The 12,321-nt window shown below is 72.4% G+C and carries 13 protein-coding genes; 11 read left to right on the top strand and 2 right to left on the bottom strand.

What is annotated here, in order from left to right; translation table 11 throughout:
- Nucleotides 1-8 precede the first annotated feature (8 nt).
- The 9 genes from GA0070216_RS11710 (at nt 9) to GA0070216_RS11670 (ending at nt 10,457) form a co-directional block, all read left to right on the top strand.
- Nucleotides 9-1,526 (top strand): aromatic amino acid ammonia-lyase, encoded by a 1,518-nt coding sequence (locus GA0070216_RS11710; RefSeq protein WP_091243751.1) that lies wholly within the window; start codon nt 9-11, stop codon nt 1,524-1,526.
- Entirely contained in the window at nt 1,516-3,078 is a 1,563-nt protein-coding gene (locus GA0070216_RS11705) for an FAD-dependent oxidoreductase (protein ID WP_091244006.1), read from the top strand. The genes GA0070216_RS11710 and GA0070216_RS11705 overlap by 11 nt, the downstream gene beginning before the upstream one ends.
- A gap of 1 nt (nt 3,079) precedes the next feature.
- Nucleotides 3,080-4,141 (top strand): alpha-hydroxy acid oxidase, encoded by a 1,062-nt coding sequence (locus GA0070216_RS11700; RefSeq protein WP_245722440.1) that lies wholly within the window; start codon nt 3,080-3,082, stop codon nt 4,139-4,141.
- Nucleotides 4,138-5,478, top strand: coding sequence for a cytochrome P450 (locus GA0070216_RS11695; RefSeq protein WP_176738924.1), 1,341 nt, complete (start codon nt 4,138-4,140; stop codon nt 5,476-5,478). The genes GA0070216_RS11700 and GA0070216_RS11695 overlap by 4 nt, the downstream gene beginning before the upstream one ends.
- The gene (locus GA0070216_RS11690; protein ID WP_091243748.1) at nt 5,475-6,740 is read left to right on the top strand and encodes a cation:proton antiporter; all 1,266 of its coding nucleotides are present in this window, start codon (nt 5,475-5,477) and stop codon (nt 6,738-6,740) included. Before GA0070216_RS11695 ends, GA0070216_RS11690 begins: the two co-directional genes overlap by 4 nt.
- A 74-nt stretch (nt 6,741-6,814) precedes the next feature.
- The gene (locus tag GA0070216_RS11685; protein WP_218108171.1) at nt 6,815-7,462 is read left to right on the top strand and encodes a response regulator transcription factor; all 648 of its coding nucleotides are present in this window, start codon (nt 6,815-6,817) and stop codon (nt 7,460-7,462) included.
- Nucleotides 7,462-8,742, top strand: coding sequence for a sensor histidine kinase (locus GA0070216_RS11680; RefSeq protein ID WP_091243742.1), 1,281 nt, complete (start codon nt 7,462-7,464; stop codon nt 8,740-8,742). Before GA0070216_RS11685 ends, GA0070216_RS11680 begins: the two co-directional genes overlap by 1 nt.
- A gap of 158 nt (nt 8,743-8,900) precedes the next feature.
- Nucleotides 8,901-9,308 (top strand): YciI family protein, encoded by a 408-nt coding sequence (locus GA0070216_RS11675; RefSeq protein WP_091243739.1) that lies wholly within the window; start codon nt 8,901-8,903, stop codon nt 9,306-9,308.
- Between the two features lie 3 nt (nt 9,309-9,311).
- On the top strand, nt 9,312-10,457 hold the full coding sequence (locus tag GA0070216_RS11670) for an RNA polymerase sigma factor (RefSeq protein WP_091243736.1): 1,146 nt from the start codon (nt 9,312-9,314) through the stop codon (nt 10,455-10,457).
- On the opposite strand, the gene GA0070216_RS11665 is transcribed toward GA0070216_RS11670, so the two are convergent.
- On the bottom strand, nt 10,435-10,881 hold the full coding sequence (locus tag GA0070216_RS11665; RefSeq protein WP_091243734.1) for an IS5 family transposase: 447 nt from the start codon (nt 10,879-10,881) through the stop codon (nt 10,435-10,437). The two genes, GA0070216_RS11670 and GA0070216_RS11665, sit on opposite strands and share 23 nt — an antisense overlap.
- Nucleotides 10,882-10,951: 70 nt before the next feature.
- Nucleotides 10,952-11,389 carry a hypothetical protein gene (locus GA0070216_RS11660; protein ID WP_091243731.1) on the bottom strand — a complete coding sequence of 146 codons (438 nt, stop codon included), beginning with the start codon at nt 11,387-11,389 and terminating at the stop codon, nt 10,952-10,954.
- A gap of 143 nt (nt 11,390-11,532) precedes the next feature.
- Between GA0070216_RS11660 and GA0070216_RS34495 the strand changes: the two genes are divergently transcribed.
- Entirely contained in the window at nt 11,533-12,060 is a 528-nt protein-coding gene (locus GA0070216_RS34495) for a hypothetical protein (protein WP_218108170.1), read from the top strand.
- A gap of 57 nt (nt 12,061-12,117) precedes the next feature.
- Nucleotides 12,118-12,243: a hypothetical protein gene (locus tag GA0070216_RS36075; protein WP_255554102.1), complete on the top strand. Its 126-nt coding sequence runs from the start codon at nt 12,118-12,120 to the stop codon at nt 12,241-12,243.
- Nucleotides 12,244-12,321: the final 78 nt, after the last annotated feature.

The raw sequence follows: 12,321 nt of genomic DNA, 5'->3' as shown, positions 1-12,321 counted from the left end.
CCCGTCGCATGACGACAGAGGTAGATCTCGCGGCCCCGCTGCGGATCGCCGATCTGAGCGCCGCCCGTGACCCGGTCCGGGTCGTGGTCGGGCCGCAGGTCCGCGATCGGGTCACGCACACCCGCATCTTCCTGTCCGAGGTGCTCGGCGAGGACCGCGCGGTGTACGGCAGCACCACCGGCTTCGGCGCTCTCGTCGGGTACGCGGGCCGGGCCGACCTGCGCGACCAGGCCGACAACACCCTCGCCCACCTCGGTGCGGGCCACGGCCCGGATCTCGCCCCCGAGATCGTGCGGGCGACGGCGCTGGTCCGGGCCTGGTCGCTGGCCCAGGGCGCGTCGGGGGTGTCGCCGCACGTCGTCGACGCGTTGGCGGCGATGCTCGGGACCACCTTCGTGCCGGCGGTGCCGAGGTGGGGATCGGTCGGCGCGAGTGGTGACCTGATCCCGTTGGGCGCGGTGGCCCAGGCGCTACGCGGTCGCGGCCACGCCTACCTGGACGGGGTCCGCCTATCGGCGGCCGAGGCGCTGCATAGGGCGGGTCTGGAGCCGTTGCCGCTGGACGGTCGGGACGCGCTCGCCCTGGTCAACGGCACCTCTTTGACCACCGCGGCGACGGCGTTGGCGTTGTCCGCCGTGCGCGCCGCGCACCGGTCGGTGCAGGTGCTCACCTGCCTGCTCGCCGACCTGCTCGGTGCTGATCCGCAGTTCCTCGACGCCCGGCTGCTGCGGGCGTACGGACACCCGGGCGCGATCGACGTGGGCGCGCGGATGCGGCGGGTCAGCGACGGGTTGGTCCCGTCCGGCAAGCGCCCGTTGCAGGAGCCGTACAGCATCCGGTGTGCGCCGCAGTTGCTCGGCGCGGCCGAGGACGCGCTGCGCCACGTCGATTCCGTGGTCACCGCCGACCTGGGCAGCGTCAGCGACAACCCGCTGTTCTTCCCCGACGACGATCTCGTGGTGCACGGCGGCAACTTCTTCGGACAGCCGGCCGCGTTCGCCGCCGACCTGCTGTCGATGGTCGTGGCGCAGGTCGGCAACCTCGCCGAACGTCAACTCGACCTGCTCGTCGACCCGCACCGCAACGGCGGCCTGCCGCCGATGCTGGCCGCCGGCCCGGGGCAGCAGCACGGGCTCCAGGGGGTGCAGTTGGCCTCGACCGCGCTGATCGCCGAGATCCGCCGGGACGCCATGCCGGCGAGCATGCAGAGCCTGCCGACCAACCTGCACAACCAGGATGTCATCCCGCTCGGCACCCAGGCCGCCCTGCGGGTCTTCGACCAGGCCGGGCTGCTCCGGCTGATCGTCGGGTCGCTCGCGCTGGGGCTGCGGCAGGCCGCGTACGTGGGCGCCCGGACGCCGACCGCGCCGGGCTGCGGCGAGGCGCTGGCGGCGCTGGTCGCGGCGATCCCCCCGGTCGATCCGGACCGGCCGTTGGACGGCGACGTCCGGCGGGCCGCCGACGTCATGGACACGCTCGAACTCCCGCTGACCCCTCTCACCCTGGATGGCCGTCGTGACGCTTGACTATCTGATCATCGGGGCCGGGCCTGCCGGTCTGCAGCTGGCGGCCCTGCTGGAGGCCGACGGGCGGCGCGACTACCTGGTGCTGGAGGGTGCGGACATTCCCGGCGCGTTCTTCGCCCGCTATCCCCGGCACCGGCAACTGATCTCCATCAACAAACCGCACACCGGCTCCGACGACCCCGAGGAGAACCTGCGGCTGGACTGGAACTCGCTGCTGAGCGACGATCCGACGTTGCGGTTCACCACGTACACCGAGCGGTACTTCCCGGACGCCGACGTGATGGTCCGCTATCTGGCGGACTTCGCCGCGAAGACCGGGGCGAAGGTGCGCTACGGCAGCCGGGTGACCTCGGTGTCCCGGGTGGACGGGGTCTTCGAGGTGCAGGCCGGGGAGACCTTCCGGGCCCGGCGGGTGGTCGTCGCCACCGGGGTGTCCCGGCCCTACCTGCCGGACGTCCCGGGGCTGGAGCTGGCCGAGCAGTACGCGGACATGCCGGTCGACCCGCGCGACTACCTCGACCAGAAGGTGTTGATCATCGGCAAGGGCAACTCCGCGTTCGAGACCGCGGACAGCCTGATGGAGACCACCACCCTGATCCACCTGGCCGGTCCGAGTTCGGTGCGGATGGCCTGGCGCACCCACTACGTCGGGCACCTGCGCGCGGTGAACAACAACTTCCTGGACACCTACCAGTTGAAGTCGGCGAACGCGATCCTGGACGGCACCGTCCGGCAGATCACCCGCGACGACGACGGCTACACGGTGACGTTCGCGTTCTCCCGGGCCGACGAGGTCACCAAGGAGCTGCGCTACGACCGGGTGCTCGCCTGCACCGGGTTCGCGTTCGACGCGTCGATCTTCGACGACTCCTGCCGACCGGAGCTGGCGATCCGGGACCGCTTCCCGGCGCAGACGGCGGCGTGGGAGTCGGTCAACATCCCCGGCCTGTACTTCGCCGGCACCATCAGCCAGGAGCGGGACTTCAAGCGCTCGACCAACGGTTTCATCCACGGCTTCCGCTATGCCGTCCGGGCCCTGCACAAGATCCTCGAACGCCGCTACGGGGACACGCCGTGGCCGGCGGAGAAGCTGGACGCCACCGGCGCGTCGATCACCGACGCGATCATCACCCGGGTCAACCGCACCTCCGCCCTGTGGCAGCAGTTCGGTGTCCTCGGCGACGTGGTCACGGTCGCCGACGCCGACGCGCGCTACCACGAGGAGGTGCCGGTCGAGTACTTCGCCCAGACCGGCCTGCGCACCGCCGACCACGACTACTCCGACGCCTTCGTGGTCACCCTGGAGTACGGCCCGGAGCACGACCAGGTGGACCCGTTCGACATCACGGTCAGCCGGGTGGCGCAGAACGTCGTCGGTCAGGCCCACGACGCCGCCTACCTGCACCCGGTGGTGCGCCACCACCGGGCGGGGCAGGTCGTCGCGACCCACCACCTGGCGGAGAACCTGGAGAACCGGTGGGACCGGCCGGAGGTGCACGTCACGCCGCTGGCCGCCTTCGTCGACCGCTGCCTGCGCAGTGTCCGGGACTGACGTGCTGGCGTCCGACGAGGTGGGGCTGAACCTGGCCGACGTGGCCGAAGCCGCCCGGCGTCGCCTGAACCCGGTGCACTGGGACTTCTTCGCGGGCGGGGCCGGCGACGAACGTACCCTGCGGGCCAACGAGGCGGCCTTCGGCCGGCGCTGGCTGCGGCCCCGGGTGTTGCGCGGCGTCGGTGAGCGTGACCTGCGGGTCTCGCTGTTCGGCAGTCCACTGTCGATGCCGGTGCTGATCGCGCCGACCGCGTTCCACCGGCTGGCCCACCCCGACGGGGAGGTGGCCACCGCGCGGGCCGCCGCCGACGCCGGCACGGTCATGGTGGTCAGCATGGCGGCCACCCGGTCGGTCGAGGAGATCGCGGCGGCCGGCGGGCCGCTGTGGTTCCAGCTCTATCCCCACACGGATCTGGGGTTCACCACCACCGTGGTACGGCGGGCGGTGGCCGCCGGCTGCCGGGCCCTGGTCGTCACGGTCGACTCGCCCGTGTTCGGTCGGCGCGAGCGCGACCTGCGGCACGGTTTCGTCGACCTGCCGCCCGGCATGGTCTGCGAGAACATGCGTGACGCGAGCGGCCGGGTCCGGGACATCGAGATGAACGCCCGGGTGAGCTGGGAGCTGGTCTCCGTGCTGCGGCGGCTCACCACCGTGCCCATCCTGCTCAAGGGGGTGCTGCACCCCGAGGACGCCCGGCTGGCCGTCGAGCACGGGGTGGACGGGGTGTTGGTCTCCAACCACGGCGGTCGGCAGCTCGACGGGGTGACGGCCACCCTGGACGCGCTGCCGGCCGTCGTGGCGGCCGTCGACGGGCGGCTGCCGGTGCTGGTCGACGGCGGCCTGCGGCGTGGCACGGACGTGCTGGTCGCGTTGGCGCTCGGCGCGACGGCGGTGCTGGTCGGCCGCCCGGTGCTGTGGGGGCTGGCGGTGGCCGGGGCGGCCGGTGTGCGGCACGTGCTCGACCTGCTGCGCACCGACCTCGACCGGGCGTTGGCGCTGGTCGGCGTCGCCCGACCGGGTGACCTGAGCGCCGATCTCGTCGTCTCGGGGGCACCGGGATGAGCGGGCCGGTCATGGCGGGTGCGCTGGTCGCGCTCGGGGTGTGCTGGAGCCTGCCGCGGTGGCTGCCCCCGGCGGTGGTGCGGCTGCGGCAGTGGGTGTTCGCGAGGGTCAACGGCGGGGAGGGCATCCCGGTGCCGGGCCCGCTGGTCGGCGTGGAGCACTTCGAGCGGGTCTATGCGGACCCGGCGGCGGACGGGCGCAGCCGGGGCGCCGGCCTGTCCGACCTGTTCTGGTACTGGCTGTCGCCCGGCCCGCACATGCACCAGGAACACCTGGAGCCGGGGGAGCGCTACCGGGCGGTGGCCGGGGTGACCCGGCGGGTGCTCGCCCTGCGCCCGCAGCGGGCCGACGCGTTGGCCACCGCCGCCACCCGGCGGGTGCTCGACGAGTTGCCGGCCGGGCGGATCAACCATGTCCGGTTGCGCGACCTGATGATGCCGGTGTGGGCGGAGGTCTACCACGAACTGATCTTCGACGAGGTGTGCCCGAAGGAGGTCCGGGCGCTGTTCGTCGCCAACGCCGGTGACGTGGCCGCCGCCCTGAAATGCACCGGCCTGCGGCACATGCGTCGACGTGACCCGCTGACCAGGTACCTGCGCGGGCGGGTCGAGGCGGGCACCTGCCCGGTGACGTTGCCGGCGCCGTTTACCGCCGAGGAGACGGCCTGGTATCTGCACGGCGCGTTCGGCACCACCGCCGTGGTGCAGATGTCCGAGGCGATGGCGCACGTGCTGCTGACCCTGGCCAACCATCCGGACCTGCAACGTGGTCTCGACGACGACGACGCGTTGGACCGGGTGATCGACGAGACGCTGCGGCTGCATCCGCTCTTCGGTGTCGCCCACCGGATCACGTCCGCGCCGATCGCGCTGCCCGCCGGGGTGACCCTGCCCGCCGGGTCGGTGCTGCTCTTCAACTACCTGGCGTTCCAGCGCAGCGGACCGGCCGGCGACGACCGGTTCGACCCGGACCGGTGGCGCACGCTGACGCGCCGGGAGGCCCGCTTCATCCCCTACGGCGTCACCGCCAACCGGGCCTGCCCGGCGCGCGGGGTCGCGCCGGTGATGATGCGCGCCGCGACCCGCGAGGTGCTGCGCCGGTACGCCCTGGCGTCCTCGGCCGCACACAGCCGGTCGTTGCCCAGCCGGGGACCGGCGTACCTGACCCCGGCCGGTGTCCCCGGCCCGGGGTGGCTGCGGCTGGCCGCGATGCGGTGGCGGGACCGCTGGGCCGACGTGGGGCGCAGCGTACGGCAACTCGTGTTCGGCGCCTGGATGGTCGTCGACGCCCGGCGACAACGGTTGTGCACCCACTACTTCGAGGAGGCGGTCCGGTGACCCCCACCCAGTTGGCTCCACGGTTCTTCATCGCGGTCGCGGTGATCCTGATCTTCTGCAAGGCGGTGGCCTGGCTGCTCGGCCGGGTGGGTCAGCCCGCCGTGGTCAGCGAGATGCTCGCCGGGGTGCTGCTCGGCCCGTCGCTGCTGGGGTTCGTCCTGCCGGAGGTGAAGGACGCCCTGTTCCCGACCGCGCTGTTGCCGGTCCTCTACGTGGTGGGCCAGGTCGGCCTGGTGCTGTTCATGTTCCAGGCCGGGTACGCGTTCAGCGCCCACCGGGTCACCGGTATCGCCGGCACCGCCGGGCTGGTGTCGTTGGCCGGGGTGACCGCGCCGCTCGCGCTGGGCGTGGGGCTGGTCCTGGTGACCGCGGACACGGTGCCGATGCGGGCCGACGGGACGTCGATCGGGGTCTCGGCCGCGTTCGTCGGGGTGGCGCTGGCCATCACCGCCTTTCCGATGCTGGCCCGGATCATCACCGAACGCGGGCAGGCCGGGACCCGGCACGGCACCCTGTCCCTGGCCAGCGGTGCGCTCGACGACATGGTCGCCTGGATCATGTTGGCCGTGGTGCTGGCGTTCGCCTCCGGCCGGGCCGGGCCGGCGATCGTCACCGCCGGGGGCGCGGTCCTGTTCGGGTTGGTGCTCTGGCTCTGCGGGCGGCGGGTGACCAATGCCCTGATGACCAGTCCCCGCCTCAACGACGGCGCCCGGGTGCTCGGCACGGTGGCCCTGCTCTTCCTGGTCGCCTGGTACACCGACGAGATCGGGCTGTACGCGGTCTTCGGCGCGTTCGCGGTCGGGGTGGTGATGCCGCACACCGAGAACACCGACCGGGTGGTGGACACCCTCACCCCGGTCGCCGCGACGGTCTTCCTGCCGCTGTTCTTCACCTACTCGGGGCTGCGGACGGAGTTCGGGTTGCTCGGCAGTGCGCCGGTGCTGCTCTTCGCGGCGGCCTGTGTGACGGCGGCGGTCGTCGGCAAGTTCGGCGCCTGCTGGGCGGCGGCCCGGTTCCGGGGCGAGTCGCAGGGTGTCGCGCTGCGGGTGGGCGCGCTGATGAACGCCCGGGGTCTGATGCAGCTCATCGCGCTCAACGTCGGGTTGGAGGCGGGCATCGTGAACGCGTCGTTGTTCACCGTGCTGGTGGTGGTGGCGCTGGTCACCACGATGATGACGACCCCGCTGCTGAGCTGGATCGAGCGCCGGGAGGCCCGCAGGCAGACCACTGTCCGACCCCCGGCCCTCGCGGTGGTGAAATGATAAAAAGATAGCTATCACTATTTAGCCTCACTCTGTGCGATTGTGGACGCATGTGCGGGGGAGGACCGAACCGGTTGCTGTTGGTAGAGGACGACGAGGAAATGGCCGGCCTGCTCACCGAGACACTGGTCGGCGACGGGTTCGTCGTCGACCACGCCTCGGACGGTCAGCGCGGTCTCCATCTCGGACTGACCCGCACCTACGACGTGATGGTGATCGACCGGATGCTGCCGGCGCTCGACGGGCTCGACCTGGTGATCCGGCTGCGTTCGCGCAAGGTTCCGGCCCGCGCGCTGATGCTCACCGCGCTCGGCACGGTCGGCGACCGGATCGCCGGGTTGGACGCGGGCGCCGACGACTACCTGATGAAACCCTTCGACCTGGACGAGCTGAGCGCGCGGATCCGGGCCCTGTGCCGGCGCACGCCCGAGTCCACCACGGTCCTGCGCATCGGGGCCGGGCTGCTGGACCTGACGCCCCGCGACGCCGTGCTGGCCGACGGCACCCGGGTGGCGCTGTCCGCCCGGGAGTTCGAGCTGCTGCGGGTGCTGGCGGCCCAGCCCAACCTCGTGCACTCCCGGGCGGAGCTGCGCCGCCGGGTCTTCGACGAGGCTGCGGCGGCGTCGATGGTGGACACCTACGTCTACTACCTGCGCCGCAAGCTCGGCCGGGCGGTGGTCCGCACCGTGCACGGGCTGGGCTACCGCCTCGGGGCGCTCTGATGGAGTTGGTGGAGCAGGCGATGGTCCGGCGGGCCCGGCTGCGGATCGGCCTGCTGGTCGGGCTGGCCATCGGCACCCTGCTGTTGCTGGCCGGCGGCATCTCGTACGCCGTCCTGGTCCGCAGCCAGGAGGCCCAGATCCACCGTGAGTTGGCCTGGGGCACCAACCACGCCACCATCCCGGGCCCACCCGCGTGCAGCTGGATCTTCCGGTACAACGGCCTCATCACCGACACCGGCCTCAACCCGCCGCCACCGGGCTTTCCGCTGACCGGTGCGCTGACCTCGGTGGCCGCCACCGGCATCACCGAGGTCACCACCGTCACCCGTAACGGCACGACGTATCACGTCCGCACCGAGTCCCGCAGCGACGGGCTGGTCGTCCAGGCGGTGTTCGACGCGCGTTTCCAGCTGTCCGACCGTCGGCATCTGCTGCTGGCGTTCAGCCTCGCCGCGACGGTCGGGCTGCTCGTCGCCGTGCTGACCGGCGCGCTCGTCGGCCGACGGGCCGTCGCCCCCCTGGCGGAGGCGCTGACCCGGCAACGTCGGTTCATCGCCGATGCCAGCCACGAGCTGCGGACGCCGATCGCCCAGGTGCACATCCGCGCCCAGTTGATGGCCCGCCGGGCCCGTACGGGTGGCGGCGCCACGAACCTGGAGGATCTCGACCGGCTGATCGGCGGCACCCGCCGGCTCGGCGAGATCGTGGACGACCTGCTGCTCTCGGCCCAGCTCGCCGCCGCGCCCGCCGACCGCCGTCCGTATCCGCCGGTCGATTTCACCGCCCTGGTGGGGGCGGCGGTCGCCGCCGAGGCGGAACGGGCCACCGACCGCCAGGTCACCCTCGCGGGGGACCTGCCCGGCGTCCCCCTGCCCGTGCCGGGTGTCGAGTCGGCGCTGCGCCGGGTGGTCGGCGAACTGCTCGCGAACGCGCTCACCCACACACCTGCCGGGGGGCGGATCGACGTGTCACTGCGGGCCGGCGGCGACTACGCGGAGTTGGTGGTCGCGGACACCGGGGACGGGTTCGACCAGGCGGACGCGCGGCGCATCTTCGACCGGTTCCACCGTGGCGGGGGCTCCGGGGAGCACCGGTTCGGGCTGGGGTTGGCCCTGCTCCAGGAGGTGGTGACGAGCCACCGGGGCACGATCGAGGCCGAGGGCCATCCGCACCGGGGGGCGGTCTTCACGGTGCGCCTACCCGCCACCCGGCCGCCCGCCCCGGTCGAGCGGGTCTCGGGGATCCGACGACTGCGGGTACGGCAGCTCGTGGAGCGGTGAGCGGGGCGGTGTGGTCGCCGCCGCGCCGGTCCTCTCCCGGACGTCGGCACCCGGGCGGAAAAATACCCCGGCCGGGATGTCGAGAACGGGGTGCCGGCGTCGTCCCTGGGGTGAACGCGGCCAGAATAGGGGTCGCACCGGCACCGAGGAGACACCCGATGGCGAAGTACCTGCTGCTCAAGCACTACCGAGGCGCCCCCGCCGCGGTCAACGACGTCGCGATGGACCAGTGGACGCCCGAGGAGATCACGGCCCACGTGCAGTACATGAACGACTTCGCGGCCCGGCTGGAGGGCAGCGGGGAGTTCGTCGACGGGCAGGCGCTCGCCCCCGAAGGGACGTTCGTCCGGTACGACGGGCCGGGGCGTCCGCCGGTGACCGACGGGCCCTTCGCCGAGACCAAGGATCTCATCGCCGGCTGGATGGTGATCGACGTGGACAGCTACGAGCGTGCCGTCGAGCTGGCCGGGGAGTTGTCGGCGGCCCCGGGGGCGGGCGGGCGACCGATCCACGAGTGGCTGGAGCTGCGCCCGTTCCTGACCGAGCCGCCGACCATCACCGACTGACCGGTGGACGGTGACCTGCTGCGCCGGCTCACCCCGGAGGTGCTCGGGGTTCTCGTCCGGCGCGGGGCCGACTTCGCGGCGGCCGAGGACGCCGTGCAGGACGCGCTGGTCCAGGCGGTCCACGGCTGGCCGGCCGACCCGCCCCGGGACCCGAAGGGCTGGCTGGTCACCGTGGCCTGGCACCGGTTCCTCGACGCGGGCCGGGCGGACGTTGCCCGCCGACGGCGGGAGTCACTCGTCGTCGAGGAACCGCCCCCGGGGCCGACGCCCGGGGTGGACGACACGCTCCGGCTCTACTTCCTGTGCGCCCACCCGGCGCTGACCCCGTCGTCGGCGGTCGCCCTGACCCTGCGCGCCGTCGGCGGGCTGACCACCCGGCAGATCGCCCGGGCGTACCTGGTGCCGGAGGCGACCATGGCGCAGCGGATCAGCCGGGCCAAGCGCACCGTGTCCGGCGTACGCCTCGACCGGCCGGGCGACGTCGCCACCGTGCTGCGGGTGCTCTACCTGGTCTTCAACGAGGGCTACTCCGGCGACGTCGACCTCGCCGCCGAGGCGGTCCGGCTCACCCGGCAGCTCGCGGCGATGGTCGACCACCCCGAGGTGGCCGGGCTGCTCGCCCTGATGCTGCTGCACCACGCCCGACGCGCGGCCCGGACCACGCCGGACGGCAGCCTGGTCCCGCTCGCGGCGCAGGACCGCAGCCGGTGGGACACCGCCCTGATCGCCGAGGGGGTGCGCATCCTTCAGGCGGCGCTGGCCCGGGACCGGCTGGGCGAGTTCCAGGCCCAGGCCGCCGTCGCCGCGCTGCACGCCGACGCGCAGGCCGCCGGGGAGACCGACTGGGTGCAGATCGTCGAGTGGTACGACGAACTGGTGCGACTGACCGACAGCCCGGTGGTGCGGCTCAACCGGGCGGTGGCCGTCGGGGAGGCCGACGGGGCGTGGGCCGGGCTGGCGGCACTGGCGGCGGTGGACCCGTCGGTGCCCCGCCACGCGGCGGTGACGGCGTACCTGCACGAGCGGGCCGGTGACCGGGCGACGGCGGCCCGGTGGTACGCCGAGGCCGCCCACCGGGCCGCCCACCTCGCCGAACGTGACCACCTGATCCGCCAGGCCGCCCGCCTCAACGCCCGTCTGCCCGGCTGACCTCCGGTGCGCGCCGCCCGGCGGCCGGGGCTGACCGTGGTGATGTGCTTGTCCCGCAGGGCGGTCCGGTTCGCGCGAGAGGAGTACGCCTTGTCGCCGGTGAGCGAGTCCGGGCACGCACGATGGTGGCATCGACCTGGGCGTTCCAGTCGATACCGTCGTCGAGTTCGGCCAAGGCGATGACGTGGGCCTTCAACCGGGCCCACGTGCCGTCGGCCGCCCACCGGGAGAACCGTCCGTGGGCGGTCTTCCAGGACCCGTACCGTTCGGGCAGGTCCCGCCACGGCGACCCGGTGCGTTTCACCCAGCAGATCCCGTTGATGACCTGCCGGTGATCCCGCCACCGCCCACCCCGCACCGGCTGCGCCGGCAACAACGGGGCCAGCACAGCCCACTCGTGGTTCGTGAGATCACCTCGCGCCATACCAGGCTCAACGAGCCAGACTCATGATCCGCAAGACGGAACCTGGCCGCAACCGGCCAATGGCTTCGGGTCAGGTCCGCTTGCGGCTCGCGATCTCGTCAGCGAGTTGCTGCACACGGGCCGGGTCCGCGTCCCGGGCAAGGGCGACGTAGTGGTCCATGACGGCCGGCCGGTAGCGCACGGGCAATGTCTGTCCCGGAGCGAGTCGGGTGAGCTCGGTGATCGTGAGGTCTTCGTCTGCGATACCGCGGAACGAGATGCCGTCGGCAGTCTCCACGTCGAACACCAGGACCACGCGAGGGTTGCTGTTCACCTCCCGCCAGTCGACGAGAACGCCGAGCGCAAGCGCCCCCGTACGCAGTTCCGCATTGCGCTTCCGTGCATCACTGCTCAGGAGCGGGTTCGGGGCGACGCCCGGGAAGTCGGGCCCGACGCCGAGCGATTCCCGACTCAGGTCGGGCCTGAGCTGCGCCATCAGATCGTTGATCTTCTTCTTCGAACCGAACACCCTGCACTCTCCCTCACCCCGGTGCCGGAATCTTGGCCTGGCGCTTCGCCCTCACCGCGACTGTACGTCGCCGGCCCCGGCAAAGATGATCTCATCCGGGCTGCGGCTGCTGTAGAGCAGCACGATCCGGCAGCCTGGAATCCGTGGTGCGGACCCTGGTCCGGGACGCGATCGACCACCACGACGACGACCCGAGACTGCTCCGCATCATGATCGAGGAGGCGTCCTTCTCCCAGGAACTGGTCGACACGCTCGACCGGCACAGCCGCACGCGCGCCGCCCAGGTGCGCGACCTGCTGGCCGGCCACCCCGATGTGCGCGTGGAGAACCTGGACGTGGCCACCGACCTGATCATGTTCACCGTCGAGCTGAACACCCACAGGCTGATGGCGACCCACGCGACGTGCCGGTCGAGACCTTCGGGAACGAACTGGTCGCCATGGTCACCCGCTACCTGCGCGGCCAGGCCCGTATGCCGCGGGTCGGCAATCGTCAGCGCCCACTCCCGGGGAGGGGTGCGGCGTGCTCCGTGCCCGACCCCCGGTGTGATCGATGTTGTCGGATGGTTACGCCTGGTAACCGCACGCCGTCGGTCGCCGCGGAGCGTGCGGGTGCCGTCGGACCCGTCCCGACGTCGGTCAGATCATATTGCGAGACGGTGTCTCTGTTGACGTCGCAGCGGGGGTTGGTTAGCCTGGAGCGATCATCGCCAGCCGCAGGAGAACGCCATGATCCGAGTTCCGCAAGGCTCTGGATTGCTGGTGCGCGGCTACGAGGAGCCGTTGCGGGTACACCCGCCGCGGGAGGGCATGCGCCCCGGGACCGCCGCCGGGGACCCGCAGACCCCGTTCTGATGGATAGGCGCGCCGCCTCCCGTCCGGGACACGGCGATCGCCCACGTCGTTGATCAGCCCGGTGGGCGGCACGGCCCA

This window comes from Micromonospora matsumotoense (genome assembly GCF_900091525.1).
Taxonomy (GTDB): Bacteria; Actinomycetota; Actinomycetes; order Mycobacteriales; family Micromonosporaceae; genus Micromonospora; species Micromonospora matsumotoensis.
The sequence above is the reverse complement of the archived record's forward strand: the minus strand, read 5'-3'. Positions and strand labels throughout refer to the sequence as shown.

Excerpts from the sequence above, each read along its gene's own strand:
- GA0070216_RS11680 (WP_091243742.1), top strand. The coding sequence starts at position 7,462 with ATGGAGTTGGTGGAGCAGGCGATGGTCCGGCGGGCCCGGCTGCGGATC.
- GA0070216_RS11695 (WP_176738924.1), top strand. The coding sequence starts at position 4,138 with ATGAGCGGGCCGGTCATGGCGGGTGCGCTGGTCGCGCTCGGGGTGTGC.
- GA0070216_RS11675 (WP_091243739.1), top strand. The coding sequence starts at position 8,901 with ATGGCGAAGTACCTGCTGCTCAAGCACTACCGAGGCGCCCCCGCCGCG.
- GA0070216_RS11665 (WP_091243734.1), bottom strand. The coding sequence starts at position 10,881 with ATGGCGCGAGGTGATCTCACGAACCACGAGTGGGCTGTGCTGGCCCCG.
- GA0070216_RS11710 (WP_091243751.1), top strand. The coding sequence starts at position 9 with ATGACGACAGAGGTAGATCTCGCGGCCCCGCTGCGGATCGCCGATCTG.
- GA0070216_RS36075 (WP_255554102.1), top strand. The coding sequence starts at position 12,118 with ATGATCCGAGTTCCGCAAGGCTCTGGATTGCTGGTGCGCGGCTACGAG.